We start from the raw sequence: 26,507 nt of genomic DNA, 5'->3' as shown, positions 1-26,507 counted from the left end.
CAGGGCGGATGCCGGTCCAGGGCGGATGCCGGTCCAGGGCGGATGCCGGTCCAGGGCGGGAAGAGCACCATGGAGACATGGACGGACTCCTCCGTGACATCAGTGCGCCGGGGCGTCTCGCAGTTGCCGGCGAGGGCATCAGCGAGGAGGAGCTCCAGCTCGCCGCCCGTAATCACGGGCTGCCCCTGGAGGCCCTGCGGTACGACGTCACCCCGCCCGGGCTCCACTACACGCTGGTCCACTACGACATTCCGTACGCCGACCCCGCCGACTGGCGGCTCACCGTCGGGGGCCGGGTGCGGACACCGCTCACGCTGGACCTGGCGGCACTGGCCGCCCTGCCGTCCGTCACCCAGCGGGTGACCATGGAGTGCGCGGGCAACGGGCGGGCGCGGCTCGTCCCGCGGCCCGTCAGCCAGCCCTGGCTCGTCGAAGCGGTCGGCACGGCCGAGTGGACGGGGGTTGCGCTGCGCGGCCTGCTCGCCGAGGCCGGGGTGGAGCCGGACGCCGTCGACGTCGTCTTCACCGGCGCCGACCACGGTGTGGAGCGCGGCATCGAGCAGGACTACCGGCGCAGTCTGCCGCTGGCGGTGGCCACCGCCGAGGACCCCGAGGTGCTGGTGGCCCACCGGATGAACGGGGACCCGCTGCCGCCGCAACACGGCTTTCCGGTACGGCTGGTGGTGCCCGGCTGGTACGGCATGGCGCACGTGAAGTGGCTGCGCGAGATCACCGTCGCCGACGCGCCCTACACCGGCTTCCAGCAGGAGGTCGCCTACCGCCTCCGTCGCGAGCCGGACGAGCCGGGGGCGCCGGTCACCCGTATCGCCCCGCGCGCGCTGATGATCCCGCCCGGCTTCCCGGACTTCATGTCCCGCTGCCGTGTGGTCCGCCCCGGCACCCTCGGCCTCGAGGGCCGCGCGTGGTCCGGTCATGCCCCCGTCACCGCTGTCGAGGTGAGCACCGACGGTGGCCGGACCTGGCACGCCGCCGAACTCGAGCCGCAGGACGATCGGCACGGCTGGGCCTGGCGGCGCTGGCGCGCGTCCTGGACCGCGGTACCGGGCAGACATGTGCTCAGCGCACGCGCGGCCGACGCGGCGGGCAACACCCAGCCGCTGACGCAGCCCTGGAACCGCGGCGGGTTCGCCAACAACCTGGTGCAGCGGATCGATGTGCTCTGCGTTCAGGAGACCGGGGCGACTTCCCGCACACCGGCCGAGTAGCCATGCGGATGCCGCCGCACAGTGGCCCGGCCCGATGCCGGCGCCCAGGACGGACCGAGGGACCGGACTGCCGACGAGCACCCGATGGCCCGCGATGCGCCCGACGCCCGGCGGCGCCGGGCGGGCTCGGCCAGGGTGTGCGGATCGGGTGCACCGGTACACATCGTCAGCGGCTCGCTGCCGGACCCGGCGTGGACGTTGCTGGTCCGGCGCCGCGGCCCGGGCCGGGCCGGACCCGCGCCGGGCGTCACAGCAGCGAGGCGCTGACGAGCAGCACGAACGCCGCGATCGCGAGCAGCGTGCGGATCAGGTGGAACATGTTCCATCGGGCCTCGAATGCGGCACGGACCTCGCTGTCCGGTACGGCCGGAGTGGCGTTCTCGGATGCGGCGAGCGCGTTGTTCAGCGGAATGTTGCCGGTGATGGTGACGACGTGGTTGACAACCGCGCACACCAGGCCTGCGACGATCAGCCACATCTGCGCGTCGGTACGGCCGTCGGCCGGGACGGCGAGCGCCGCGGCCGGGAAGGCCACCTCGGCGACGAAGACGACGAGGAAGATGCCGCGCGGCACGGTCTCGTTCAGTCGGCGCATCGACGACACGAACCGGTCGTCGGACAGCCGGGCGAGCCCGGGCATGACGCCGGTCAGGAAGATCAGCATGATGCCGGCGTACAGGCCGGTGGACACGACGGCGAGGGCGAGCAGCAGGGTGGGCATGGGCCACATCATGGCGTCCCCGGTCGGACCGTGCAGCTCCGTTCTTCCTTACGGCACGGGCGTGTTGAGCATTCGGACGGCCCCGCCCCGCGGACCGGGACAGGTCTGAGCTGCTGCCGTGTGGGGGCGGGACGGCCACCGGTCGGCCGGGGGCCCCGCGCCGTCCGCCCCGCCCCCGTATCGCTCAGTCCTTGAGCCGCTGCGCCTGCTCGATCGCGTCGGCCAGTTCACCCACCGCGCTGTCCTCCGTCGACTTCGCCAGGGCGCGGGCCCGGTCCTCCAGCTGACCGAGGCTCGGCGCGCCCGGGAGGCCGCCGCCGCGCAGAGCCTCGGCGAAGTACGCGGCCACGGCCGTGATCTGGAGGCGCTTGGAGGATCCGCCCCACAGGGCGCCGTCGATCGCGTCGGTCTCCACCGCGCCCGTCCGCTCGTGCGGCGCCCGGGTCCTGGGGTCGAGCCAACGCACGGTCGCTGTCGCGACATGGCCGCTCGCGCCCTCCCGGAGCCGTACGGCATACAGCGCCGTCACGGTGTGGCCGGGGCCGACCTCGCCGCCGTCCACCTGGTCGTTGCGGAAGTCGTCGTCCGCGACCGCGCGGTTCTCGTAGCCGATGAGCCGGAACTGCTTGACCGTCTCCGGGTCGAACGCGACCTGCGCCTTGGCGTCGCGGGCACGCAGTTCGACATGGGTGGGCAGCTGCTGGACGAAGACCTTCCTGGCCTGAGCGCTGGTGGAGACGTACGTGGTGTGGCCGTCGCCCTTGTCCGCGAGGCGTTCCATCAGGTCGTCGCCGTAGTCGCTGCCGACGCCGACCCCGAAGAGGGTGATGCCGTGCTCGCGGCGGGCGTCGTCGATCCGGTCGAGGATCGCGTCGGCCTCGGTCTCACCGGTGTTGGCGAGGGCGTCGGACAGCAGCACGACCCGGTTGGTGGCACCGCGCCTCCTGCCCTCGACAGCCTCGTCGTAGCCCGTGGTCACTCCCGCCTCCACATTGGTCGAGTCCGTCGGCTCCAGTTCGTCGATCACGGAGTGGATCCGGTCGCGGTTGCCGTCGATCCTGGTCATCGGCAACCGGGTCTCGGCCTCGTCGCTGAAGGTGACCACGGCGATGGAGTCGTCGTCGCGCAGCTCGTCGGTGAGGAGGCCGAGCGATTCCTTGACCAGGTCGAGCCGGCCGGGCTCGGCCATCGAGCCGGAGATGTCGATCACGAAGGTGAGGGCGGCGGGCGGGCGTTCGCCCTCGCGGTCGGCGCCGCGGGTGGACAGGCCGACGCGCACCAGCGACCATTCCTCGCCGCCCTGACCGTCCATCTCGCCCTCCGCGCTGCGCGGGCGAGCTCCGTCGACGGTCACCGAGAAGCCGTCGCCCTCGGGGCGCGGGTAGTCCTGCCGGAAGCTGTTGATGAACTCCTCCGGCCGGACCTGGTCCGGAGCGGGCAGAGAGCCGTCCCCCAGGGTGCGGCGGGCGTAGTGGTACGAGGCGGTGTCCACGTCGAGCGCGAAGGTGGACAGGTAGTCGGCGGGTGGCGCGAACTCACGGGCCTGGTCGTCCTCGCGCACGCCGTCCGCGCCGCCGTCCGGCTGCTCGGGCGCGGCCTTGCCGCCGTCGGGGGCGACGGGCGCGCCGTCGGTCGCCGTGCGGCCGCCGCGGTCGTGGGAGGTGGCGTCGCCCCCGGCGCTGCAGCCGCCGGTGAGCAGCACGCCGCCGGCGAGCACGGCCGCCAGCAGCCCCCTGTGTGTCCTTGTACGGAGTTTCATCCGGACCCATCCCCCTGCGTCGTCAGCACTTGTGGATGTGACGTGCGAGACGGCCGGAAGGAGCAGACGATGGGGTTGCAGAAGAATCTCAATGCGGCAACGGCAGGGGCGGATCGCCCGATCCGCCCCTGATTGCCCTATGCCGAGGGCCTCACGACACGATGTCCTTGCGGGAGAAGTTGCGGAAGGCGAGAGCGAACAGCACCAGTGCGTACGTCACCGAGACCGACGCCCCCTTGACCATGCCGCTCCACTCCAGCTGCGGCTGGAGCGCGTCGATCCAGGCGAACTGCCAGTGCGCGGGCAGCACATCACGCCAGCCGCCCAATGCGGTGACCGCATCCAGCACATTGCCGATGATCGTCAGCCCGACCGCGCCGCCCACCGCGCCCAGCGGCGCGTCGGTCTTGGTGGAGAGCCAGAACGCGAGCCCCGCGGTGACCAGTTGGGACACGAAGATGAAACCCACGACCAGCGCGAGCCGCGGCACCGTGTCGCCGGTGCCGAGAGAGCCGCCCGTGGGCAGCTCGAGCGGCCCCCAGCCGTACGCGACCGTGCCCGCGATCAGTGCCACCAGCGGCAGCAGCACCATCGCCGCGGCGCTGAAGCCGAGCGCGACGGCCAGCTTCGACCACAGCAGCCGGGCGCGCGGCACGGGCGCAGCCAGCAGGTAGCGCAGGGACGACCAGCTGGCCTCCGAGGCGACCGTGTCGCCGTGGAACAGTGCCACCGGCACCACCAGCAGGAAGCCTGCCGACACGAACAGGCAGGTGGCGGCGAAGTTGGCGCCGGACGCGGTGGCGGTGTCCATCAGGGTCACCCGCCCGTTGTCCCTGCCGTCCGGTGTGCCGCCGATCGCGAAGGCGGCGATCAGGATGAGCGGCAGTGCGGCCAGGACCGCGGCCATCACCAGGGTCCGCCGGCGCTTCAGCTGCCGTAGCGCCTCCACACGCAGCGGCAGCGTGTGCCGGGCCCGGTAGCCGGGGGCGGAATCGACGAGCGCGCTCATGCGGAGCCTCCGATCAGGTTGAGGAACGCGTCCTCCAGGCGGCGGTGCGGACCGACGCCCGTCAACGGGACCTCCAGGCGCACCAGTTCCGTGATCAGCGCGGCGGGGGTGGCGGTGTCGAGCCGTACGAGCAGCCCCTCGTCCGTACGGGCAGCGGAGCCGATCCCGGCCAGTGCGGCGATCTTCTCGACCACCGGCTCGGGCACCTCGCCCTCGGTCGTGACGAGCAGGGTGTCGCTCTCGCCGGTGATCTCGGCGACCGGCCCGGCCTGCGCCAGACGTCCACGGTCCATGACGACCAGGTGGGTGCAGGACTGTTCGACCTCCGACAGCAGGTGGCTGGAGACGATGACGGTCCGGCCCCCGGCCGCGTACCGGATCATCACGTCCCGCATCTCGCGGATCTGCGGCGGGTCGAGACCGTTGGTCGGCTCGTCGAGAATCAGCAGGTCCGGCAGGCCGAGCATGGCCTGGGCGATGGCGAGCCGCTGCCTCATGCCCTGCGAGTAGGTGCGCACGGCCCGGGCCAGCGCGTCGCCGAGGCCGGCGATCTCCAGGGCCTCCTCGATGTGCGCGTCGCTCGCGGGGCGGCCGGTGGCCTGCCAGTACAGCTGAAGGTTGTCGCGCCCGGACAGATGCGGCAGGAAGCCCGCACCCTCGACGAACGCACCGACCCGGGACAGGACGGGTGCGCCCGGCCTGATGGCGTGGCCGAAGACACGGATCTCGCCGTCGTCCGGCCGGATGAGGCCCATCAGCATGCGCAGGGTGGTGGTCTTGCCGGCGCCGTTGGGTCCGAGGAGACCGAGCACCTGGCCCTTCTCGACGCGGAAGGACAGGTCCCGTACGGCGTACCGGTCGGCAGACCTGGCGTACCGCTTGGTCAGTGAGGTGATCTCCAGCGGTACGTCGGCGAGCTCCGGGTCGGGGGCGGGGGCGAGCGCCCGGCGGCGGGAGGTGATCAGCAGTGCGGTCGCCACGAGGGCGCCCGCGGCCGGCAGGCCCCAGACCCACCAGGGCAGTCCGGCGGCCTGGGTGCGTACCGCCGGGGCGGTGGGCACGGAAAGCGCCGGGGAGCCGTCCATGAGGGCGACTGTGTACGTGGCGGGCTCGGCGGGAGAGGAGTATCCGAGGTCGGTTGCGGACAGGACCAGGCGCAGCCGGTGGCCCGCGTCGACCTCGTGGTCCACGGCCGGCAGGGTCAGTTCGACCTCCTTGCCCTGGCGGGCGTCCTCGATCCGGACCGGGGCGACGAGCTGGGAGGGCAGCACCTGGCTGCGGCCGTCGGGTCCGACGTCGTACACCTTGCCGAACAGGACGGCGTCGTCCCTGGACGAGGTCACCTTCACCTTGACGGTCGGCGCGCCGGTGATCCGGGTGGAGCGGGCGAGCGGCGCGGAGTCGAAGCGGGCGAAGTGGCCGGGGAAGTCGAGGGAGAGCCCGACGCCGAGGGAGGACAGCTGACCGGCGCCACCACTCAGTCCGGGTACGGCGGAGATGGCGGGCGGGGTGGCCCCGGCCGGGTTGGAGAAGATCTGGGCGCGCCCGCCGAGCGGGATCTGCCGGATGCCGTCGGCCAGCCCCGGGTAGCGGTCGGCGGTCGCGCCGCGCAGCAGTGCCCGGCCGTCGGTGGAGTCGACGCCGCCGGTGCGGCTGACGCGGAAGGCAGGCCCGGTCCCGGTCTTCTTGTCATGCTTGAGGTAGCGGTCGAACCAGGTGCTGATCCGCTCCTGGACGCGGTCGGCCTCCCGGTCCCCGCCGTCGTGGCCGCCGGTGATCCAGTCGACGGAGACGGGTGCGCCGTTGGCGCCGATCGTCCTGGCCATGGCGTCGGCGTGCGAGAGCGGGAAGAGCGAGTCGGACTGCCCCTGCACGATGAGCGCGGGCACCTTGATGCGGTTGCCGGCAGCGGAGGGGCTGCGGCTCTCGAGCAGCTCCCGGGCCTCGGCGTCGGGCTTCCCGGCGACGGCGACCCGCTCGTACATGGCGCAGAGCACGGGCTGGAACCGGCCGCATCCCAACGGGTTCACGGGCCCCTGGGTGGCGGCCTTGCGCCCGCTGCCGGCGGCGGGCGCGCCGCCCGCCGGGGCCTCGGCCGGCGGCCGGGACGTGTCCTGCGTCGTGCCCGCCGAGCCGGTGGAGAAGAAGATCCCGGCCCACAGCTTCTTGAACACATCGTCGGGGAACAGGGCGTCCGCGAGGTTCCAGTAGGTGATCTGCGGCGCGATCGCGTCGACGCGCCGGTCGTGGGCCGCGCCGAGCAGGGAGACGGCCCCGCCGTACGACGAGCCCGTGATGCCGACCCGCGGATCGCCGTCCGCGTCCAGCTGCACCTCGGGTCGTTTCGCCAGCCAGTCGACCAGTCGGGAGACGTCCCTGACCTCGTGGTCGGGGTCGTTGAGCCCGATCTGCCCGGTGGACCCGCCGAAGCCGCGCGCCGACCAGGTCAGTACGGCGTACCCGTCTCGGGCCAGTTTCTCGGCCTGGTCGCGTACGTCGTCCTTGCTGCCGCCGAAGCCGTGCCCGATCAGCACGGCCGGCCGGCGCTCAGGGCCGCCCGTGGTGAAGTACGAGGTGTCGATCTTCGCCCCGGGCATGTCGTGCACCCGGTCCTCGCGGTGCACGGCGGGTGCGCCGTCGTCGGCGACCGCCGTCCAGGTGCCTGCGCCGGCGAGGACGGCGAAGGCGGCGACGCCCGTGAGCCATCGGCCGCGCGGCCGGGGAAGTCGGATCTGCATGACTGAAACCCTAAGCGGACCCCCGCCCTGCCTCGGCTGCCGCCAGGGGGAACTCAGGAGCCTCCTCGAGTAGTACGCAGTACCGTCGCCGTACACCAGACGCGGTATGCACCGCCCGGGACGGACCGCCCGGGATGCGCCGCCCCGGGGAAGGGACCGGTATGGACATCCGGCGCGCGACGACGGTGGACGAGCTGATCGCGGCGGAGCACCTGTACGACGGACCGGCCAGGCCCGAGTGGGCCCAGCGGTTCCTCGCCGCGGACGGGCATCTGATGCTGATCGCGTATGTCGGCGGCGCACCGGCCGGGATGGTCTCGGGCGTCGAGATGCGGCATCCGGACAAGGGCACGGAGATGTGTCTGTACGAGCTGTCCGTCCACGAGGGTTTCCGCAGGCGAGGCATCGGCCGGGCACTGACCGAGGCACTGCGGGAGGTCGCGCGGGAACGGGGCTGTTACGACATGTGGGTCGGCGTCGACACGGACAATGAACCGGCCCTGGCGACGTACCGCTCGGCGGGGGCGGGGGACGACGGAATCTTCACGATGCGCACATGGGATCTGACGGCCGACTGAGGGGGCCTGTCCGAGTACCGAACTCCCCCTGAATCAAGGGGAGTTATTGTTCCGCCGCTCATCGATTCCTTTGTCATGCACCTAACTTGTGGCACAGGTCACAGCACGAGCCTCTGTTCGGCCTGATGGCACCACCTGGCACGATGCACGCTCCTTGTCCGTGATCGGTCAACGAAAGGTCAGGTGCACGAGATGAGAGTCTCTGCCCGCCGCATCGGGACGCTGATACCCGCAGTCGTCCTTGCGGCCGGTCTCCAGTTCGCCGTCTCCCCCACCGCGCACAGCGCGACCCTCGGCGATCTTCGTCTCGCCCCCACTGCAACCGCGATACCCAACAGCTGGATCGTCGTCCTCAAGGACGGCAGCACACGCGCCGCCGATCTGGGCGTCACACCGAAACACACCTACCGCACGGCCCTCACCGGCTTCGCCGCGTCCATGTCGGCGAAGAAGGCCCGGGGTCTCGCGGCCGATCCCCGTGTGGCGTACGTGGAGCAGAACGCCACGGTCCGGCTCACCGCGACCCAGACCAATGCCACCTGGGGCATCGACCGTATCGACCAGCGGGATCTGCCGCTGTCGAAGACGTACACCTACAACACGTCCGCGTCGAATGTGAACGCGTACATCATCGACACCGGAATCCGCACCTCCCACAGCGAGTTCGGCGGGCGCGCGAGCGTCGGCACGGACACGGTGGGCGGCGGACAGAACGGCCAGGACTGCCAGGGTCACGGCACGCACGTCGCGGGCACGGTCGGCGGCAAGACGTACGGCGTGGCCAAGAACGTCCACCTGGTCGCCGTACGCGTCCTCGACTGCCAGGGCTCCGGTACGACGGCCGGGGTCATCGCGGGCGTCGACTGGGTGACCGCCAACGCCAAGAAGCCGGCCGTGGCCAACATGAGCCTCGGCGGCAGCGCGAACACGACCCTGGACAACGCGGTGAAGAAGTCCATCGCGTCAGGCGTCAGTTACGCCATCGCGGCGGGCAACGGCAACATCCTGGGCTGGCCCGTGAATGCCTGCAACTCCTCGCCGGCCCGCGTCCCCGAGGCGATCACGGTCGGCGCCACGGACAGCAATGACCGCCGCGCGTCGTTCTCCAACTACGGCACGTGTCTCGACCTGTTCGCACCGGGGGTGAACGTCGCCTCGGCATGGAAGGACAACGACACGGCGACGAACACGATCTCCGGCACCTCGATGGCCACGCCGCACACGGCGGGCGTCGCGGCGCTGTACTTGTCGACCCACCCCTCGGCGACCCCGGCCCAGGTCAGGAACGCGCTGGTGAACAACGCGACCAGCGGCAAGGTCGTGGACCCGCGCACGGGCTCCCCGAACAAGCTGCTGCACTCGCTGTTCTAGTCCCCGTTCCGGCCAGGCCCTCCCGGGGTCTGGCCGGACAGGGCGTCGCGCGCCCGGGTCGACCCCTTCGGCTTCTGTCCGTCCGGTCCCTGGCCCCCGACGGACCACTGCGGCAAGGTCGCGACACGGGCCCGTGGTGCCGCTTCGGGCCTGCTCGACCGCTTGGTCCTCGGCCATCCGCCGCACGCCGGCGCGGAATTCCGGGAGCTGCGGGCATTGCGGTCCCTGGTTGGCGGGGCGTGGTCAGGCCTAGGCTCTCGCCCATGACTGAGTACGTGCAGGTGTACACAGCGACGGAGAGCCGCGAGGCGGCGGTGGCCCTGGCCAAGGGCGCGGCAGAGGCACGTCTGGCTGCGGGTGCGCAGGTGGTCCGAACGCGGCTTGATCCACGTCATCCGGTCCCGCTTCCAGGACACCGGGAACCGGCCGCTGCGCGCGGCCGGGCCGCCGATCGCCGGGTGATACGCCTGGTGGACGGTGACGGTGTCCGCGGTGTGGTGGGCGCGGATGCGGTACTTCGGTTCGTCGGGCATGAGGGACAGTGCGCACAAACTCCGTTGCGGGGCCCTCGATTCGCCCTTGGCGTCGCGCGGCGGTTCCTGATGCCGGTACCCGACATGCGGACGGCCCGCACGGGAGGTTTCCGTGCGGGCCGTCCGACGAAGGGGTGGGGCATCAGTGATTGCGGGGGAAGCCCAGGTCCACGCCCGTCGGCGCCTCGGACGGGTCCGGCCAGCGGGTCGTGACGACCTTGCCGCGGGTGTAGAAGTGCACGCCGTCGTTGCCGTAGATGTGGTGGTCGCCGAAGAGCGAGTCCTTCCAGCCTCCGAAGGAGTGGTAGCCCACCGGCACCGGGATCGGCACGTTCACGCCGACCATGCCGGCCTGGACCTCCATCTGGAAGCGGCGGGCCGCGCCGCCGTCGCGGGTGAAGATGGCCGTGCCGTTGCCGAACGGCGAGGCGTTGATGAGCTCCACGCCCTCGTCGTAGGTCTCCGTGCGCAGCACGCACAGCACCGGGCCGAAGATCTCGTCGCGGTACGCGTCCGAGTCGGTGGAGACGTTGTCGAGCAGCGACAGGCCGATCCAGTGGCCGTCCTCGAAGCCGCCGACGGTGTAGCCCGTGCCGTCCAGGACGACCTCCGCGCCCTGGGCCGCCGCGCCCGCTACGTACGAGGCGACCTTTTCGCGGTGCGCCTTGGTGATCAGGGGGCCCATCTCGGACGTCGGGTCGTTGCCCGGGCCGATCTTGATCTTCTCGGCGCGCTCGCGGATCTTCTCGACCAGCTCGTCGGCGATGGCGCCGACCGCGACGACGGCGGAGATCGCCATGCAGCGCTCGCCCGCCGAGCCGTACGCCGCCGAGACCGCCGCGTCCGCGGCCGCGTCCAGGTCCGCGTCGGGCAGGACCAGCATGTGGTTCTTCGCGCCGCCCAGTGCCTGCACCCGCTTGCCGTTCGCGGATGCGGTGGTGTGGATGTAGCGGGCGATCGGGGTCGAGCCGACGAAGGAGACCGCGGCGATGTCCGGGTGGGCGAGCAGTGCGTCGACGGCGACCTTGTCGCCGTGCACGACGTTGAGCACACCGGCGGGCAGCCCGGCCTCGGTGGCCAGCTCGGCCAGCAGGTTCGCGGCGGAGGGGTCCTTCTCGCTCGGCTTGAGCACAAAGGTGTTACCGCAGGCGACGGCCAGCGGGAACATCCACATCGGCACCATCGCCGGGAAGTTGAACGGGGTGATGCCCGCGACGACGCCGAGCGGCTGACGGATCGAGGAGACGTCGACCCGGTTGGAGACCTGGGTGGACAGCTCGCCCTTCAGCTGCGTGGTGATACCGCAGGCCAGCTCCACGATCTCCAGACCGCGGGCGACCTCGCCGAGCGCGTCGGAGTGCACCTTGCCGTGCTCGGCCGTGATCAGGGCGGCGATGTCGTCGCGGCGGGCGTCCAGCAGTGCGCGGTAGCGGAACAGGACGGCGGTGCGCTGCGCGAGTGAGGACTGGCCCCAGGTCCCGTACGCCTCCTTCGCCGCCGCGACGGCCTCGTCGACCTCGGCGGCCGAGGCGAGCGCGACCTGAGTGGTGACCTCACCGGTCGCCGGGTCGGTGACCGGGCCCCAGTTACCCGACGCACCCTCGACGGTCTTTCCACCGATCCAGTGGTTGACGGTCTTCATTACGTGCTCCTTCACAGATGGCGGCGTCGGGCTGCGACCTGTCGGTCGTAATCCTCGCGGGCCTTGACCGCCGACGGTCGGGTCGCGGTCTCGGCCACCGGAACATCCCACCACGCCTGTGCCTCGGGCGCGCCCGACACTGTGTCTGCCGTTTCGGTCTCGACGTAGACACATGTGGCCACGTCGGCCGCACGGGCCTGGGTGAGCGCTTCTCGCAGGTCACGCATGGTCTTGGCGCGGATGACCCGCATTCCGAGGGAGGCGGCGTTGGCCGCCAGATCGATGGGCAGCGGGGCTCCGGTGTACGAACTGTCGGCCGCCCTGTGGCGGTACGCGGTGCCGAAGCGCTCCGCGCCCACCGACTCGGACAGGCCCCCGATGGAGGCGTACCCGTGGTTCTGCAGGATCACCACCTTGATGGGGAGGTTTTCCTGGACGGCGGTGACGATCTCGGTGGGGTTCATCAGATACGTACCGTCGCCGACCAGGGCCCAGACGGGACGGCCCGGTGCGGCCATGGCGACCCCGATGGCCGCGGGGATCTCGTAGCCCATGCAGGAGTACCCGTACTCGACGTGGTACTGGTCCTCCGAGCGGGCGCGCCAGAGTTTGTGCAGGTCACCGGGAAGGGAGCCGGCGGCATTGATGAGGATGTCGTCGCCGGTGACCAGACTGTCGAGGGCGCCGAGAACCTGGGTCTGGGTGGGACGGGCCTGGGGGTCTCCACTCGCGTACGCGGCGGCTACGCGGCGCTCCCAGCGTTCCTTGCCGTCCCGGTACTCCGCCGCGTACGCGGGCCCGACCCGGTGTGCGCCGCCGAGGGCCGCGGTGAGCTCTTCCAGCGCGGTGCGGGCGTCCGCGACCACACCGAGGCCGGACATCTTGTGGGCGTCGAAGGCCGCGATGTTGAGGTTGACGAAACGGACGGCCGGGTCGGCGAAGAGCGTCGCCGAGGCGGTGGTGAAGTCGGACCAGCGGGTGCCGACGCCGATCACCAGGTCCGCCGTGCGGGCCAGCTCGTCGGCGACGGCGGTGCCGGTGTGGCCGATGCCGCCGACGTCGCACGGGTGGTCGTGGGGCAGCGACCCCTTGCCGGCCTGTGTGGAGGCCACGGGGATGCCGGTCGCGTCGGCGAAGTCGCGCAGCGCCTGCTCGGCCTCGCTGTGGTGGACGCCGCCACCCGCCACCAGCAGGGGGCGGCGGGCGGCCCGTAGCGCAGCGGCGGCCTCGGCGAGCGCGTCCGTATCGGCCCGCGGCCGGCGCACCTGCCAGACACGGTCGGCGAAGAACTCCTCGGGCCAGTCGTACGCCTCGGCCTGGACGTCCTGCGGGAGGGCGAGCGTGACCGCGCCCGTCTCGGCGGGGTCGGTGAGCACCCGCATCGCCTGCAACGCGGCCGGGATCAGCGACTCGGGGCGGGTGACGCGGTCGAAGTAGCGGGAGACCGGGCGCAGTGCGTCATTGACCGACACATCGCCCGCGTACGGCACCTCCAACTGCTGCAGGACCGGGTCGGCGGGCCGGGTCGCGAACACATCGCCCGGCAGCAGCAGGACCGGCAGCCGGTTGATGGTGGCGAGGGCCGCGCCGGTGACCAGGTTGGTGGCGCCCGGTCCGATGGACGTGGTGACGGCGTGCGCGGACAGCCGACGGGACTGGCGGGCGTGGCCGACGGCGGCGTGGACCATGGCCTGTTCGTTGCGGCCCTGGACGAAGGGCATCCGGGGACGGGGGCCGGGGGCTGTCCCCTCGGACGGCGCGGTCGTGCCGGACTCCAGCAGCGCCTGGCCGATACCGGCCACATTGCCGTGGCCGAAGATGCCCCAGGTGGCGGCGATCAGGCGGTGGCGGCGGCCGTCGCGCTCGGTGTGCTGACGGGTGAGGAAGGCGACGAGGGCCTGGGCCGTGGTCAGGCGGCGGGTGCGCGCGGACAGGGGCGTGCTCATCGGTAGCCCTCCGTGTGATCGGGGTGGAAGCGGATGAGCCACTCGCGTTCGGCGCCCGGCCCCGCCATCACGTTGAGGTAGTACATGGTGTGGCCGGGTTCGGCGATGGAGGGGCCGTGCCAGCCGTCGGGGACGAGGACGGCGTCGCCGGTGCGGACCTCGGCGAGCAGGTCGGCGCCGCCGGGCCGGGACGGGGAGATGCGCTGGTACCCCACCCCGGCGCGGTCGATCTCGAAGTAATAGATCTCCTCCAGCTCGGACTCCTCGCCGGGGCGGTGCTCGTCATGCTTGTGCGGCGGATAGGAGGACCAGTTGCCGCCGGGGGTGAGGACCTCGACGGCGATGAGCCGGTCGCAGTCGAAGGAGTCCGCGGCGGCGAAGTTGTGCACCTCGCGCGCCTGGCTGCCGCTGCCGCGGGCCTCGACGGGAACCTCCGGCGCGGGGCCGTAGCGAGCGGGGAGTCGGCGCTCGCACCTCGCTCCTGCCAGGGCGAAGCGGCCTCCCACGCCGGAGGCGATCTGGGCACGGGCATCGCGCGGTACATACGCGAAGTCGCTCACTCCGCTGAACACGCTTTCTCTGCCGTGCAGTTCAAAGATTCCGTCTTGCGTATCGACGGTGCAACCGCCGCTCAGGGGAAGCACGATCCATTCGCTGTCCCCTGCGGTCAACAGATGTGATCCACCCGGCTCGAGGTTCAGCACACGCAGGCTGGAGTAGCCCCAGCCGGCCTGCCCGGGGGCGATGTGCAGGGCGTACGGACCGTCAGCCGCACTGCCGGAGGGAAGGTGGAGATCCTGCCGCTTGTTGTCGCTCATGCCTTCTGCGTACCTCCTCACAGCAGTCCGACGGCCGTATCGACGGCTGCGGCGACGTCCCCGTCGACCGGATAGAGCAACGAGCGGCCCACCACCAGTCCCTGGACCGTGGGCAGTTGCAGCGCGCCGCGCCATTTCTCGTAGGCACCGTCCTGGTCGTCCCCTATGTCGCCCCCGAGGAGGACCGCGGGGAGGGTCGACGTCGCCATGACCGCCTGCATATCGTCCGGATCATCGGTCACAGGTACTTTCAGCCAGGTGTACGCGGAGGTGCCGGCCAGCCCCGAGGCGATGGCGATGGACCGGGTGACGGCCTCGGCGCCGAGATCGTTCCGCAGCCGTCCGTCGATACGGTGACAGATGAACGGCTCGACGAAGACGGGGAGCTGACGCTCGGCCATCTCGTCGACGGCCCGGGCCGCGGCGCCCAGGGTGTCGAGGGAGGCCGGGTCCTCGTAGTCGATGCGCAGCAGGAGCTTGCCGGCGTCGAACCCGAGCCGCTCCAGGTCGCGGGCGCGGTGCCCGGTGAAGCGGTCGTCGAGCTCGAAGGCGGCGCCGGCGAGGCCGCCGCGGTTCATCGAGCCCATGACGACCTTGCTCTCGAGGGCGCCGAGCAGGAGCAGGTCGTCGAGGATGTCGGCGGTGGCGAGGACGCCGTCCACGCCGGGGCGGGAGAGCGCGAGACAGAGCCGCTCCAGCAGATCGAGGCGGTTGGCCATGGCGAGCGGGCGGTCACCGACGCCGAGCGCGCCACGGGCGGGATGGTCGGCGGCGACGATCATCAGCCGCCCGCTGTCCCCGACGAGCCCGGAACGCCTGCGCCGCCGCCCGGCGGCCTCGGCGACGGCCTCGGGATGTCTGGTCCGGATCCCGACGAGCTCGGCGATGTCGACGCGGCTCACGACCCCGCTCCCCCGGCAGGCACCCCGGGGCCGGGGCGTGTGCCCGGCACCGGGTCGGTTTCCCGTGTCGGCTCTGCGGCCGGTGTCGGGGCGGCGTCCGGATCCCGGGCCGGCGCCGCGGACCCGGGCAGGCTCGGGTCCGGGGGGATGGGGGCGCCCATGAGGACCGTCTCGACCTCCTGCGCGTACGGCATCGCCGACGAGCACGCCAGCCGCGCCGCCACGATCGCGCCCGCCGCGTTCGCATGGCGCATCACGTGCTCCAACTCCCAGCCCGCGAGCAGCCCGTGGCACAGCGCCCCGCCGAACGCGTCCCCGGCGCCCAGCCCGTTGACGACCTCGACCGGGACGGGCGGGACCTCGGCCCGGGTGCCGTCGCGGTGGACGGCAAGGACGCCCTTGGGGCCCTGTTTGACGACGGCGAGCTCCACGCCCGCTGCCAGCAGCGCCCGCGCGGCGGCGTGCGGCTCGCGCTCACCGGTGGCGATCTCGCACTCCTCGAGGTTGCCGACGGCGACTGTCGCCTGCGCCAGCGCCGCCGCGTAGTACGGGCGCGCCGCCTGCGGGTCCGCCCAGAACATCGGCCGCCAGTCGAGGTCGAACACGGTGACGCCGGCCCGCGCCCGGTGGAACAGCGCGGCCAGTGTCGCCGAGCGGCTCGGCTCGGCGCACAGTCCGGTTCCGGTCACCCAGAAGACCCGCGCCGCACGCACCTCGGCCAGGTCCAACTCGTCTTCACGGATCTCGAGATCGGGCGCCTTGGGCTGCCGGTAGAAGTAGAGCGGGAAGTCGTCGGGCGGGAAGATCTCGCAGAAGGTGACCGGGGTCGGGTACGCCGGCACGGCCGTCACCCACCGGTCGTCGACCCCGAACTCCCCGAGTGCCTGGTGGAGATACTCACCGAACGCGTCCTGCCCGGTGCGGGTGATCACCGCCGTCCGCCGACCCAGCCTGGCCGCCGCGACGGCGACGTTCGCGGCGGAGCCGCCGAGGAACTTTCCGAAGGTGTCGACCTGCGCCAACGGGACCCCGGTGCGCAGCGGATAGAGATCCACGCCGATCCGGCCCATCGTGATCACGTCGTACGGCTCAGGCATGCGCGTCCCTTCGGTTCGACGCCGGCTGCCCCCAGGTCTAGCCCTCCCCGCGGAACCCTGTCAACATTTTGTCCTGACATTCGGACCAAGCCTTGACACCTTTCTTCGACGGCCGGAAAGCTGACCGGCATGACCTCCTCCGCCCCCGCCCTGAACCGCATCCGGGTCGGCTCGGCCCCCGACTCCTGGGGGGTGTGGTTTCCCGACGATCACCGGCAAGTCCCCTGGCAGCGCTTCCTCGACGAGGTTGCGCAGGCCGGCTACGAGTGGATCGAGCTCGGCCCGTACGGCTATCTGCCGAGCGACCCGGCGCGCCTCGCCGAAGAGACCGCACGGCGCGGGCTGAAGGTCTCGGCCGGGACGGTCTTCACCGGGCTGCACCACGGAGCAGCCGTGTGGGACGAGACCTGGGCGCATGTATCGGACATCGCGGCGCTCACACAGGCGATGGGCGCGGAGCATCTCGTGGTGATCCCCTCCTTCTGGCGTGACGACAGGACCGGCCGGATGCTGGAGGACCGCACGCTCACTGCCGCCCAGTGGCACGATCTCACCGCTCAGACCGAACGTCTCGGCCGCGAGGTGCGGGAGCGCCACGGGCTGAAGATCGTCGTCCATCCGCACGCGGACACCCATATCGACAGCGAGGAAAACGTCACCCGGTTCCTCGACGCCACCGACTCCGACCTGGTCTCGCTCTGTCTGGACACGGGCCACTACGCATACTGCGGCGGCGACAGCGTCAAGCTGATCGAGACCTATGGAGAGCGGATCGGCTACCTCCATCTCAAGCAGGTCGACCCGCGGATCCTCGCCGAAGTCGTCGCGAACCAGGTGCCGTTCGGACCTGCAGTCGGACGTGGAGTGATGTGTGAGCCACCGGCCGGAGTGCCCGCGCTGGAGCCCGTACTGACCGCGGCTCAGCGGCTCGGCGTCGAGCTCTTCGCCATCGTGGAACAGGACATGTACCCCTGCGCGCCGGACAAGCCGTTCCCGATCGCCGAACGTACGCGCGGATTCCTGCGCTCTTGCGGCGTCTGAGGCATCCACGGCGACTGAGATATCCGCATCACGTCTGTCACTGTTGTCGCCTCCTCATCACGGATGTCTCCATTACGCGGGCTTTCCGTCACAGGCGTTCAACAGGCTGCGCCTGCCACCACTCCTCGTCGTTCACCGGGCACAGGCTCAGTGATCGCCAGCGGTCACGCGGCAGCTCCCCCGACGGCATCCCGCCCGCCGCTGCCGTGCCCGCAGGGAGGTGCCACAAGATGACGGACAGAAAGCTCTGGTCTTACAAGGACATCGCCGCGCACATCAAGGTCCAGCCGGACACGGTCCGCTCGTACCGCAAGCACGGTCTCCTTCCGCCGCCCGACCATGTGGAGGCCGGGAAGCCCTATTGGTACGCGGACACCATCCGTATCTGGGTGGCCAACCGTCCCGGCAACAGAGGCCGCCGTGAATGAGCCCATGGGCCCCGCACTCCGCGGTGCGGGGCCATCCCTGCCCCCTGCGGACCCCGGTCAGACCCCGGCCCTGTCCCGTTCGGCCGCGGAACCGGGACCCTGACCGGGCTCCCCGCCGGACTCGGCGTCCGACTCCTTGTCCGTGCCCGACCCCGAGCCGGACAGCGGCCTGGGCGGGGCCGTCTCCCCCTCGCTCAGCCCGAACCGCTCGTGGAAGCGACGCAGCGGCCGCGGTGCCCACCAGGTCGAGGCACCCATCAGCTTCATCACCGACGGAACCAGCAGGCTGCGCACCACCATGGCGTCCATCAGGACGGCCAGCGCGATCCCGAGGCCCAGCATCTTGGTGTTGGTCACCCGTGAGGTGCCTATGCCGACCATGACCACCGCGAGGATCACGGCAGCCGCGGTGATCAGCCCTCCCGTGCGCTGCAGCCCGAACCGTACGGCGTGCTCGTGGTCTCCGGAGCGGTCGTACTCCTCCTTGATGCGGGAGAGCAGGAAGACGCCGTAGTCCATCGACAGGCCGAAGGCGATGCAGAACATCAGTACGGGCAGGGTGGTCTCTATGTCGCCGGTGGAGGTGAAGGAGAGCAGTCCGGAGAGATTGCCGTCCTGGAAGACCCAGACGACCGCACCGAACATCGCCGTCAGACTCAGAGCGTTGAGCACCACCGCCTGGAGGGGGATCAGCACACTGCCGCTCAGCAGGAAGACCAGCAGCAGCGTCACCACGACGATGATCCCCAGCGCCAGCGGCAGCCGGTCCGCAATGGCGCTCTTGGAGTCCTCGAGCACGGCGGCCCTGCCGGTCACCGAGGTCTTGAACGGAGCGGGCACATCGCGCAGTTCATGGACGAGTCGCTGAGCCCCCTCCCCCACGGCCTCGCCCTTGGGCAGCACCGTGAAGTACCCGGAGGTGTCCGAGACGAGAGGACCGTCGACGCGCAGCACTCCTGGGAGGGCGGAGATGCGCTCGCGGTACTCGGCGTACTGGGCGGGCGTCGGCCCGGCAGCCCCGGAGGCCTCGGAAGGCTCGGTGATCACTTCGAGTCCGCCGGTGGGACTGCCGGGGAAGCCCTCCCGTATCTCCTGCTGGACCACGTGGGACTCGGCGGTGGACGGCAGCTGACGGTCGTCGGGGGTGCCGAACTTGACACCAAGGAAGGGCAGTCCGAGCAGTACCAGCCCGGCGACGGTGCCGATGGCGAAGAGCGGGGCGCGGCGCATCACCAGTGCGGCGACGCGGGCCCAGCCGGCCCCCGATTCCGCCTTCACCGCCGCCTTGTCACCGCCGGCCGCCTGACGTCCCCGTCCGCGCCGCAGCAGCCGACGCAGATCGAACGCGTTGACCCGATGGCCCAGCAGCATCAGTGCCGCCGGCAGCAGGATGAGCGCGGCCGCGGCGGCCAGCAGCACCACGGCGATGCCCGCGTAGGCGAACGAGCGCAGGAAGTACTGTGGGAAGACCAGCATCGCGGCGAGCGACACGGCCACCGTCAGGGCCGAGAAGAGGACGGTGCGGCCGGCCGTGCGCAGCGTCGCACCGACGGCATCGCGTACACCGGTCCCCTCCGTGAGCTCCTCGCGGAACCTGCGCACGATGAACAGGGCGTAGTCGATGGCGAGTCCGAGCCCCAGCGCGGTGGTGAGGTTCGGTGCGAAGACCGAGACATCGGCGAACTCGGTGATGCCGCGCAGCACGGCATTCGTCCCCAGGATGGCGACGATGCCGACGCCCAGCGGAAGCAGGGCGGCGACCGCGCTGCCGAAGACCATGACCAGCAGCACCAGCGTCACGGGCAGGGCGATCAGCTCCGCCCTCAGCAGGTCTTCCTGGATGATTGTCTGCATTTCGTGCTGTACGGCGACCGGGCCGCCCAGAGAGACCTCGAGCGGTCCATGGGCACCCCGGTAGTCGGGCGCCATCCGCTCCAGCGTCCGGGCGGCGGTCTTCTCGTCACCCTCGATACGGGCCGCGATCAGCGCCTGCTGCCCGTCCTGTGCGCGCAGGGTGGGCGCTTTGGTCTGCCAGTACGACCCGACGCCCGTCACGCCCTTCTCGGCGGAGAGGCGCTTGACCAGACGGCCGGCCTCGGCGGCGACCGCCGGGTCGTCCACACCCGCCCGGCCGCTGTCCACCAGGAGCAGCAGGTTCGGCTGGGAGGCAGGGAACTCCCGCTCCAGCGCCTCCGTGGCATAGGACGACTCGGCCGCCGGATCCTCCCAGCCGCCACTGCCCATCCGGTCGGCCACCCCGCTTCCGGCGAACACGGCGAGCGCGGTGAGGACCAGGGCGGTCAGCAGCGCAAGACGCGGCCGCGCGGTGACGAAACGGGTCCACCCCCCCAGTCGGGAGGGGGTGTTGACTTCGGACATGGTGCGGCGTCCCCTTCACCGTGGTCCATGCGCCGACTTCCGGCAGGCAGCATGGGCCGACCATTGCCATAGACTGGCAAACACGAGCCATCACTCGCATTGACCCAGAATGCGAGCGACCACTCGTGTTTGTCAACCGCGCCAGGAAGCTGGGGAATTCACGTGCCGGAGCCCACGAAGCCGGAGCCCACGAAGCCGGAGCCCACCGCGAACCGCCGCAGCACCAAGCGCGCCGAGCCCGTCGAGGGCGCCGCCGCCCCCGCCAGGCCGCGCCGCCGTCAGGCCCGCGGCGAGCGCCGCATCGCACAGCTCCTCGCCGCCGCCGCCAACGTCTTCTGCACGTCCGGCTACACCTCGGCCAGCACCAACGCCATCGCCCGCGAGGCCGGGGTCTCCCCCGGCACGCTCTACCAGTTCTTCCCGAACAAGGAGGCCATCGCCGTCGAGCTCGGCGGCCGCCTGCTCGACCAGTGGCGCGAGTCCCACGGCGCGGCCCTGGCCGCCGCCGGCCTCGAGCTCCCGCTCGAACAGCTGCTGGACGCCGTACTCGACCCGCTGATCGCCTTCAACGAGGAGAACCCGGCCTTCGCCGTCCTGATGCACGGCCCCGACATCCCGGGCCAGATCACCGAGGAGTTCACGACCGTCCACCTGGGAATGCTCGAGCGGATCGAGACGCTCCTCGCGGGCTACCTGCCCGACGCGCCGCCCGACGAGATCACCCGGGTGTCGACCATGATCTTCACGATCTTCAAGGCCGGCCTCGACGTGATCCTCGCCCATGAGGGCGCCGAGCGGGAGGCGTACATCCGGGAGCTGAAGCAGGTCATGTTCCGCTACCTGGACCCGGTCCTCTGCGACGTTCTGGCTCCCTCCTCGCACCCCTCCGCGCGCACGGCCCCGCATCCCTTCTCCCATTGATACCCCCTAGGGGTATAAGGCCGCGGCGCTCCCACGGCTCACTGATGCACCATGACTTCGTACGTCCTGCAGAAGCCGAGGAGAGCGCGATGACCGCCGAGACGAAGATCGAGACCGAGACCGTGGATGCGACCGGCTCCTGCTGCTCGTCCAACGGCTCCTGCCACGACAGCGCCGCCGACGTGCAGACCGGCGGCATCACCACCGTCTATCAGGTGACCGGCATGACCTGCGGCCACTGCGAAGGCGCCGTCGGCAGCGAGATCTCCGAAATCTCCGGCGTCACCTCGGTCGAGGCCGTGGCCGCGACCGGTCTGGTGACCGTGGTCTCCGACGCCCCCCTCGACGAGGCCGAAGTGCGCGCCGCCGTCGACGAGGCCGGGTACGAGCTGGTCTCCCCCGTCTGAACACCGCGGGCTCCGGGAACCCGGGCCGTGCCGTGCACGACCGCTCCGATACCGGTTCCGTACGGCCCGGCCCCCTCGTCGCCGTCCGGCGCCTGCAGGCCGATGGCCGCAGCGTCGCCATGATCGGTGATGATGTGAACGACGCGGTCGCACCGGCCGCCGCGGACCTGGTCCGGCCATGGGTACGGGGCACGGATGCGGCCACCGAAGCGGGTGATCCGACGCTCGTGCGAGGTGATCCGAGGGTCGCCGCCGACGCGATCCGTCTCGCACAGCGGACTCCGGCCACGATCAAGGGCAATCTTTTCTGGGCGTTCGGCTACAACGTCGCCGCACTGCCTCTGGCGGCATCATGCCTGCTCAACCCCATGATCACCGGATTGACCAGAGCCTTTTCGTCCGCATTTGTGGTGTCGAACGGCCTGCACGTCCGCTCCTTTTTGTGACTACAGATAGGTCACAAGACCTTCACAAGGAGACCTAGATCACAGATATTTAGGGGTAACCATTAAGGCTCCTCGCGAGTCTAAGTGGGCGATGCCAGAACGTCTTGGGGGACGTTCATGGGATGTCTTGGGGGACGTCCCAGGCAAGCGTTGGCCGGGGCACGTGCCCGGGGAGCTTTGAGCGGCCCTCCCGTACGTACGTACCCCGGCAGACCGCGTGAGGAGCTTCTGCAGCCCAGCAGACGCCCGGCCGGATCCCGTGGGGGGAATCCGCTCCGGGGAAATGGGAAGCGCCCCGCCCGCCGACCCGTGGGGGGATCGGCAGCGGGGCGCTTTCCGCTGTGGAGGCTCCTCGGACGCGATGTCCGCGAACAGCGAGCCCCGGCCGGGAACCGGCCGAGGCAGCGAGTTCGGTACGCCGTATCGGCGAGCCGGGACGGACGAGGTCAGCGGGCCTCGACCGGGACGAAGTCGCGCAGGACCTCGCCGGTGTAGATCTGGCGCGGGCGGCCGATACGGGACCCCGGCTCCTTGATCATCTCGTGCCACTGGGCGATCCAGCCCGGGAGGCGGCCGAGAGCGAACAGCACGGTGAACATCTCGGTCGGGAAGCCCATGGCGCGGTAGATGAGACCCGTGTAGAAGTCCACGTTCGGGTAGAGGTTGCGCGAGACGAAGTAGTCGTCGGAGAGCGCGTGCTCCTCCAGCTTGAGCGCGATGTCGAGCAGCTCGTCGGACTTGCCGAGCGCCGAGAGGACATCGTGCGCCGCCGCCTTGATGATCTTCGCCCGCGGGTCGAAGCTCTTGTAGACGCGGTGGCCGAAGCCCATCAGACGGACGCCGTCCTCCTTGTTCTTCACCTTGCGGATGAAGGAGTCCACGTCGCCGCCGTTGGCCTGGATGCCCTCGAGCATCTCCAGCACCGACTGGTTGGCGCCACCGTGCAGCGGGCCCCACAGGGCGCTGATGCCGGCCGAGATCGAGGCGAACATGTTCGCCTGGGAGGAGCCGACCAGACGCACGGTGGAGGTCGAGCAGTTCTGCTCGTGGTCCGCGTGCAGGATCAGCAGCTTGTCGAGCGCCGAGACCACCACCGGGTCCAGCTCGTACTCCTGCGCCGGGACCGAGAAGGTCATCCGCAGGAAGTTCTCGACGTACCCGAGGTCGTTGCGCGGGTAGACGAAGGGGTGGCCGATCGACTTCTTGTACGCGTACGCCGCGATCGTCGGAAGCTTGGCGAGCAGCCGGACCGTGGAGAGGTGGCGCTGCTTCTCGTCGAACGGGTTGTGGCTGTCCTGGTAGAAGGTCGACAGCGCGCTGACCACCGAGGACAGCATGGCCATCGGGTGCGCGTCGCGCGGGAAGCCGCCGAAGAACCGCTTGACGTCCTCGTGCAGCAGGGTGTGCTGGGTGATCTCACCCTTGAAGGCCGCAAGCTCGTCGACCGTCGGAAGCTCGCCGTTGATCAGCAGATACGCCACCTCGAGGAAGGTGGAATGCTCGGCCAGCTGCTCGATCGGGTAGCCGCGGTAGCGCAGAATGCCCTGCTCGCCGTCGAGGTAGGTGATCGCGGATTTATAGGCGGCGGTGTTGCCGTAACCACTGTCCAGGGTCACCAGACCGGTCTGGGCTCGGAGCTTCCCGATGTCGAAGCCCTTGTCACCGACGGTGCTGTCGACCACCGGGTAGGTGTATTCACCGTCCGCGTACCGCAGTACTACAGAGTTGTCGCTCACGTCATCCCTCACCGACGTAGTGCCTCTACTTCGAGGTGCCCTGACTGTCTCTACCATCCCCCATTTGGCTCAGGAGAGTGCACTCGGGGTCGACCATTGGGCCTATTGGCGGCACTCAGTGCCGCCAACCTGCTCATCTTGCCCCCTTCGCCCAGGTTCTGGAAGCCGGGGTCCGGTTTCCCACCCGGCCGATGGAAACCCGCCACTCAGAGCAACCGCCAAGGGTCACTGCCGTGATCATCCACGGCCCGGTGAGAGGCGGTTCCTCCATGGTCCCGCGGCCGGGGGAATCCGGCTGCCGGAGGACATGACGGCGTCACCCGCCGAGCCGGTGATCAAGGGCGGTAAAGCGTCTGCCTGCGGAAACGGTGCGCACCGCCTGGCCTATCGCCTTGCGGGAGCCCACCAGCACGACCAGTTTCTTCGCCCGTGTCACGGCCGTGTAGAGGAGGTTGCGCTGGAGCATCATCCAGGCCCCGGTGGTGACAGGGATCACCACGGCCGGATACTCGCTGCCCTGGGAACGGTGGATCGTCACGGCGTACGCATGGGCCAGCTCGTCCAGCTCGTCGAAGTCGTACGGCACCTCCTCGTCCTCGTCGGTGAGCACCGTCAGCCGCTGGTCGTCCGGCTGGAGCGAGGTGACGACGCCGACCGTGCCGTTGAAGACGCCGTTGCGCCCCTTGTCATAGTTGTTGCGGATCTGGGTGACCTTGTCGCCTACGCGAAAGACACGGCCGCCGACCCGCTTCTCGGGCAGGTCGGGTCGCGCAGGCGTGATCGCCTGCTGGAGCAGCCCGTTGAGCGTGCCGGCGCCGGCCGGGCCGCGGTGCATGGGGGCGAGCACCTGCACATCGCGCCGCGGGTCCAGCCCGAATTTCGCCGGAATACGACGGGCCGCGACGTCCACCGTGAGCACTCCCGCGTCCTCGGTCTCCTCCTCCACGAAGTGGAAGAAGTCGGCGAGGCCCGAAGTGATCGGCTGCAGGCCGGAGTTGATCCGGTGGGCATTGGTCACCACGCCGGACTGCTGGGCCTGGCGGAAGATACGGGTCAGCCGGACGCTGGGCACCGGCCCGCCGTCCGCGAGCAGATCCCGCAGCACCTCACCCGCGCCGACGCTCGGCAGCTGGTCCACATCCCCCACCAGCAGCAGGTGCGCGCCGGGTGCCACGGCTTTCACCAGTTTGTTCGCCAGCAGAAGGTCGAGCATGGACGCCTCGTCGACCACGACCAGGTCGGCTTCCAGCGGCCGGTCCCGGTCGAAGGCCGCGTCACCTCCCGGCTTCAGTTCCAGCAGCCGGTGCACCGTGGAGGCCTCGGCCCCGGTCAGCTCGGCCAGCCGCTTGGCCGCACGGCCGGTCGGGGCCGCGAGCACCACCTTGGCCTTCTTGGCGTGCGCCAGCTCCACGATCGAGCGGACCGTGAACGACTTGCCGCAGCCCGGCCCTCCGGTGAGCACGGCGACCTTGGTGGTGAGCGCAAGGCGGACCGCCGCCTCCTGCTCGGGCGCGAGCTTCGCGCCCGTACGCTCGGCCAGCCAGGCCAAGGCCTTGTCCCAGGCGACGTCATGGAAGGCCGGCATCCGGTCCTCGTCCGCCCGCAGCAGCCTGCGCAGCTGGCCGGCGAGCGAGATCTCCGCACGGTGGAACGGCACCAGATAGACGGCCGTGACCGGCTCCCCACCGTCCGGGCCCGGAACACTCTCCCGTACGACGCCCTCCTCCTCGCCCGCGAGCTCGGCAAGGCACTCGATGACAAGGCCGGTGTCCACCTGGAGCAGCTTCACCGCATCCGCGATCAGCTGCTCCTCGGGCAGGAAGCAGTGCCCCTGGTCGGTGGACTGCGACAAGGCGTACTGCAGGCCCGCCTTGACCCGCTCGGGGCTGTCGTGCGGTATGCCGACCGCCTGGGCGATCTTGTCGGCGGTCAGGAATCCGATGCCCCACACATCGGCGGCCAGGCGGTACGGCTGGTTCTTGACCACCGAGATGGAGGCGTCCTCGTACTTCTTGTAGATGCGCACCGCGATGGAGGTGGAGACACCGACGCCCTGGAGGAAGATCATGACCTCCTTGATGGCCTTCTGCTCCTCCCACGCGGCGCCGATCATCCTGGTCCGCTTGGGGCCGAGACCGGGCACCTCGACGAGCTTCTTCGGCTGCTGCTCGATGATGTCGAGGGTGTCGATGCCGAAGTGATCCACGATCCGCTCGGCGATCTTCGGGCCGATACCCTTGATCAGTCCGGAGCCGAGATAGCGGCGGATGCCCTGGATGGTGGCGGGCAGCACCGTCGTGTAGTTCTCCACCGTGAACTGCTTGCCGTACTGCGGGTGGGAGCCCCAACGGCCCTCCATGCGCAGCGACTCGCCCACCTGGGCACCGAGCAGCGCGCCGACCACGGTCAGCAGATCGCTGCCGCGACCGGTGTCGACGCGCGCGACCGTGTACCCGTTCTCCTCGTTGGCGTACGTGATCCGCTCGAGAACGCCTTCGAGGACCGCCAGATTGGACATGACCCGACGCTACCGCCGGGGTCCGACAGCGCGGAGCACCTGTGGACAACCGCACAACCGGGCAACCGCGCCGGGGCACCTCGTCGGTGGACCGGGGGACGCCTCGTCCGAGGACAAGGCCCGCGTGCAATGGGGGCCCGGTCGATGACCGGGCCCCACGCATCCCCCACCCTCAAGGCCCTTTCAGATCCCCCCAGATCTCCCCCAGGGCCTTGATGACACATACGACTCCCGTCACCCGGAAAGGGTTGCACGACTTCGGGAAGTAATTTTTTTCATCGGCCGGGGCCC

Annotated in this window: 19 protein-coding genes and 2 pseudogenes; 8 read left to right on the top strand and 13 right to left on the bottom strand. The window is 70.5% G+C overall.

Going from position 1 to position 26,507, the window contains the following annotated elements; translation table 11 throughout:
* Window positions 1-77 precede the first annotated feature (77 nt).
* On the top strand, window positions 78-1,226 hold the full coding sequence (locus ACFYWI_RS29125) for a sulfite oxidase (RefSeq protein WP_389238152.1): 1,149 nt from the start codon (window positions 78-80) through the stop codon (window positions 1,224-1,226).
* A gap of 247 nt (window positions 1,227-1,473) precedes the next feature.
* Here ACFYWI_RS29125 and ACFYWI_RS29120 read toward each other — a convergent pair whose 3' ends face one another.
* From ACFYWI_RS29120 to ACFYWI_RS29105, 4 genes are all read right to left on the bottom strand, one after another.
* Window positions 1,474-1,947: a DUF1772 domain-containing protein gene (locus ACFYWI_RS29120; protein WP_389238150.1), complete on the bottom strand. Its 474-nt coding sequence runs from the start codon at window positions 1,945-1,947 to the stop codon at window positions 1,474-1,476.
* A 184-nt stretch (window positions 1,948-2,131) separates the two neighbouring features.
* Window positions 2,132-3,706: a von Willebrand factor type A domain-containing protein gene (locus ACFYWI_RS29115; protein ID WP_389238148.1), complete on the bottom strand. Its 1,575-nt coding sequence runs from the start codon at window positions 3,704-3,706 to the stop codon at window positions 2,132-2,134.
* 151 nt (window positions 3,707-3,857) lie between these two features.
* Window positions 3,858-4,715 carry an ABC transporter permease gene (locus ACFYWI_RS29110; RefSeq protein WP_389238145.1) on the bottom strand — a complete coding sequence of 286 codons (858 nt, stop codon included), beginning with the start codon at window positions 4,713-4,715 and terminating at the stop codon, window positions 3,858-3,860.
* The gene (locus ACFYWI_RS29105; protein WP_389238143.1) at window positions 4,712-7,453 is read right to left on the bottom strand and encodes an alpha/beta fold hydrolase; all 2,742 of its coding nucleotides are present in this window, start codon (window positions 7,451-7,453) and stop codon (window positions 4,712-4,714) included. Before ACFYWI_RS29105 ends, ACFYWI_RS29110 begins: the two co-directional genes overlap by 4 nt.
* Before the next feature lie 161 nt (window positions 7,454-7,614).
* On the opposite strand from ACFYWI_RS29105, the gene ACFYWI_RS29100 reads away from it, so the two are divergent.
* Window positions 7,615-8,031, top strand: coding sequence for a GNAT family N-acetyltransferase (locus ACFYWI_RS29100; protein WP_389238141.1), 417 nt, complete (start codon window positions 7,615-7,617; stop codon window positions 8,029-8,031).
* A 192-nt stretch (window positions 8,032-8,223) separates the two neighbouring features.
* The gene (locus ACFYWI_RS29095) at window positions 8,224-9,402 is read left to right on the top strand and encodes a S8 family peptidase (protein ID WP_389238139.1); all 1,179 of its coding nucleotides are present in this window, start codon (window positions 8,224-8,226) and stop codon (window positions 9,400-9,402) included.
* Between the two features lie 377 nt (window positions 9,403-9,779).
* Here the strand turns inward: ACFYWI_RS29095 and ACFYWI_RS29090 are convergent.
* The 6 genes and pseudogenes from ACFYWI_RS29090 to iolC all read right to left on the bottom strand — a co-directional run.
* Window positions 9,780-9,935, bottom strand: a pseudogene (locus tag ACFYWI_RS29090) (DUF4291 family protein); the annotation flags it as partial.
* Window positions 9,936-10,077: 142 nt separating this feature from the next.
* Window positions 10,078-11,577, bottom strand: a complete 1,500-nt coding sequence (locus ACFYWI_RS29085; RefSeq protein ID WP_389238137.1) for a CoA-acylating methylmalonate-semialdehyde dehydrogenase — start codon at window positions 11,575-11,577, stop codon at window positions 10,078-10,080.
* Window positions 11,578-11,588: 11 nt separating this feature from the next.
* Window positions 11,589-13,523 (bottom strand): 3D-(3,5/4)-trihydroxycyclohexane-1,2-dione acylhydrolase (decyclizing), encoded by a 1,935-nt coding sequence (gene iolD, locus ACFYWI_RS29080; RefSeq protein ID WP_389238135.1) that lies wholly within the window; start codon window positions 13,521-13,523, stop codon window positions 11,589-11,591.
* Window positions 13,520-14,341, bottom strand: coding sequence for a 5-deoxy-glucuronate isomerase (iolB, locus tag ACFYWI_RS29075; protein WP_389238133.1), 822 nt, complete (start codon window positions 14,339-14,341; stop codon window positions 13,520-13,522). Before iolB ends, iolD begins: the two co-directional genes overlap by 4 nt.
* Window positions 14,342-14,358: 17 nt before the next feature.
* Window positions 14,359-15,243 (bottom strand): deoxyribose-phosphate aldolase, encoded by an 885-nt coding sequence (locus ACFYWI_RS29070; RefSeq protein ID WP_389238131.1) that lies wholly within the window; start codon window positions 15,241-15,243, stop codon window positions 14,359-14,361.
* Window positions 15,240-16,340, bottom strand: coding sequence for a 5-dehydro-2-deoxygluconokinase (gene iolC / locus ACFYWI_RS29065; RefSeq protein ID WP_389238129.1), 1,101 nt, complete (start codon window positions 16,338-16,340; stop codon window positions 15,240-15,242). Before iolC ends, ACFYWI_RS29070 begins: the two co-directional genes overlap by 4 nt.
* A 129-nt stretch (window positions 16,341-16,469) precedes the next feature.
* Between iolC and ACFYWI_RS29060 the strand changes: the two genes are divergently transcribed.
* Together ACFYWI_RS29060 and ACFYWI_RS29055 are read left to right on the top strand one after the other, a co-directional pair.
* Window positions 16,470-17,381, top strand: coding sequence for a sugar phosphate isomerase/epimerase family protein (locus tag ACFYWI_RS29060; RefSeq protein WP_389238127.1), 912 nt, complete (start codon window positions 16,470-16,472; stop codon window positions 17,379-17,381).
* 230 nt (window positions 17,382-17,611) lie between these two features.
* The gene (locus ACFYWI_RS29055; RefSeq protein WP_389238125.1) at window positions 17,612-17,809 is read left to right on the top strand and encodes a helix-turn-helix transcriptional regulator; all 198 of its coding nucleotides are present in this window, start codon (window positions 17,612-17,614) and stop codon (window positions 17,807-17,809) included.
* A gap of 57 nt (window positions 17,810-17,866) precedes the next feature.
* Here the strand turns inward: ACFYWI_RS29055 and ACFYWI_RS29050 are convergent, their stop codons facing one another.
* On the bottom strand, window positions 17,867-20,188 hold the full coding sequence (locus ACFYWI_RS29050) for an MMPL family transporter (RefSeq protein ID WP_389238123.1): 2,322 nt from the start codon (window positions 20,186-20,188) through the stop codon (window positions 17,867-17,869).
* Between the two features lie 162 nt (window positions 20,189-20,350).
* Between ACFYWI_RS29050 and ACFYWI_RS29045 the strand changes: the two genes are divergently transcribed.
* The 3 genes and pseudogenes from ACFYWI_RS29045 to ACFYWI_RS29035 form a co-directional block, all read left to right on the top strand.
* Complete coding sequence (locus ACFYWI_RS29045; RefSeq protein WP_389238121.1) at window positions 20,351-21,109, top strand: TetR/AcrR family transcriptional regulator; 759 nt, start codon at window positions 20,351-20,353, stop codon at window positions 21,107-21,109.
* 89 nt (window positions 21,110-21,198) lie between these two features.
* Window positions 21,199-21,516: a heavy-metal-associated domain-containing protein gene (locus tag ACFYWI_RS29040; RefSeq protein ID WP_389238119.1), complete on the top strand. Its 318-nt coding sequence runs from the start codon at window positions 21,199-21,201 to the stop codon at window positions 21,514-21,516.
* A gap of 83 nt (window positions 21,517-21,599) precedes the next feature.
* Window positions 21,600-21,962 (top strand): annotated as a pseudogene (locus ACFYWI_RS29035) (heavy metal translocating P-type ATPase); the annotation flags it as partial.
* 446 nt (window positions 21,963-22,408) lie between these two features.
* Here the strand turns inward: ACFYWI_RS29035 and ACFYWI_RS29030 are convergent.
* Window positions 22,409-23,698 (bottom strand): citrate synthase, encoded by a 1,290-nt coding sequence (locus ACFYWI_RS29030; protein WP_389238117.1) that lies wholly within the window; start codon window positions 23,696-23,698, stop codon window positions 22,409-22,411.
* Window positions 23,699-24,014: 316 nt separating this feature from the next.
* The gene (locus tag ACFYWI_RS29025; RefSeq protein WP_389238115.1) at window positions 24,015-26,216 is read right to left on the bottom strand and encodes an ATP-dependent RecD-like DNA helicase; all 2,202 of its coding nucleotides are present in this window, start codon (window positions 26,214-26,216) and stop codon (window positions 24,015-24,017) included.
* Between the last annotated feature and the right edge of the window lie 291 nt (window positions 26,217-26,507).

This window comes from Streptomyces sp. NPDC002889, from assembly GCF_042888425.1.
Lineage (GTDB): Bacteria > Actinomycetota > Actinomycetes > Streptomycetales > Streptomycetaceae > Streptomyces.
The sequence above is the reverse complement of the archived record's forward strand: the minus strand, read 5'-3'. Positions and strand labels throughout refer to the sequence as shown.

Excerpts from the sequence above, each read along its gene's own strand:
- ACFYWI_RS29025 (WP_389238115.1), bottom strand. The coding sequence starts at position 26,216 with ATGTCCAATCTGGCGGTCCTCGAAGGCGTTCTCGAGCGGATCACGTAC.
- ACFYWI_RS29125 (WP_389238152.1), top strand. The coding sequence starts at position 78 with ATGGACGGACTCCTCCGTGACATCAGTGCGCCGGGGCGTCTCGCAGTT.
- ACFYWI_RS29060 (WP_389238127.1), top strand. The coding sequence starts at position 16,470 with ATGACCTCCTCCGCCCCCGCCCTGAACCGCATCCGGGTCGGCTCGGCC.
- ACFYWI_RS29085 (WP_389238137.1), bottom strand. The coding sequence starts at position 11,577 with ATGAAGACCGTCAACCACTGGATCGGTGGAAAGACCGTCGAGGGTGCG.
- ACFYWI_RS29095 (WP_389238139.1), top strand. The coding sequence starts at position 8,224 with ATGAGAGTCTCTGCCCGCCGCATCGGGACGCTGATACCCGCAGTCGTC.
- ACFYWI_RS29050 (WP_389238123.1), bottom strand. The coding sequence starts at position 20,188 with ATGTCCGAAGTCAACACCCCCTCCCGACTGGGGGGGTGGACCCGTTTC.
- ACFYWI_RS29105 (WP_389238143.1), bottom strand. The coding sequence starts at position 7,453 with ATGCAGATCCGACTTCCCCGGCCGCGCGGCCGATGGCTCACGGGCGTC.
- iolC (WP_389238129.1), bottom strand. The coding sequence starts at position 16,340 with ATGCCTGAGCCGTACGACGTGATCACGATGGGCCGGATCGGCGTGGAT.
- ACFYWI_RS29120 (WP_389238150.1), bottom strand. The coding sequence starts at position 1,947 with ATGCCCACCCTGCTGCTCGCCCTCGCCGTCGTGTCCACCGGCCTGTAC.
- iolD (WP_389238135.1), bottom strand. The coding sequence starts at position 13,523 with ATGAGCACGCCCCTGTCCGCGCGCACCCGCCGCCTGACCACGGCCCAG.
- ACFYWI_RS29115 (WP_389238148.1), bottom strand. The coding sequence starts at position 3,706 with ATGAAACTCCGTACAAGGACACACAGGGGGCTGCTGGCGGCCGTGCTC.
- ACFYWI_RS29055 (WP_389238125.1), top strand. The coding sequence starts at position 17,612 with ATGACGGACAGAAAGCTCTGGTCTTACAAGGACATCGCCGCGCACATC.
- ACFYWI_RS29040 (WP_389238119.1), top strand. The coding sequence starts at position 21,199 with ATGACCGCCGAGACGAAGATCGAGACCGAGACCGTGGATGCGACCGGC.
- ACFYWI_RS29110 (WP_389238145.1), bottom strand. The coding sequence starts at position 4,715 with ATGAGCGCGCTCGTCGATTCCGCCCCCGGCTACCGGGCCCGGCACACG.
- ACFYWI_RS29100 (WP_389238141.1), top strand. The coding sequence starts at position 7,615 with ATGGACATCCGGCGCGCGACGACGGTGGACGAGCTGATCGCGGCGGAG.
- iolB (WP_389238133.1), bottom strand. The coding sequence starts at position 14,341 with ATGAGCGACAACAAGCGGCAGGATCTCCACCTTCCCTCCGGCAGTGCG.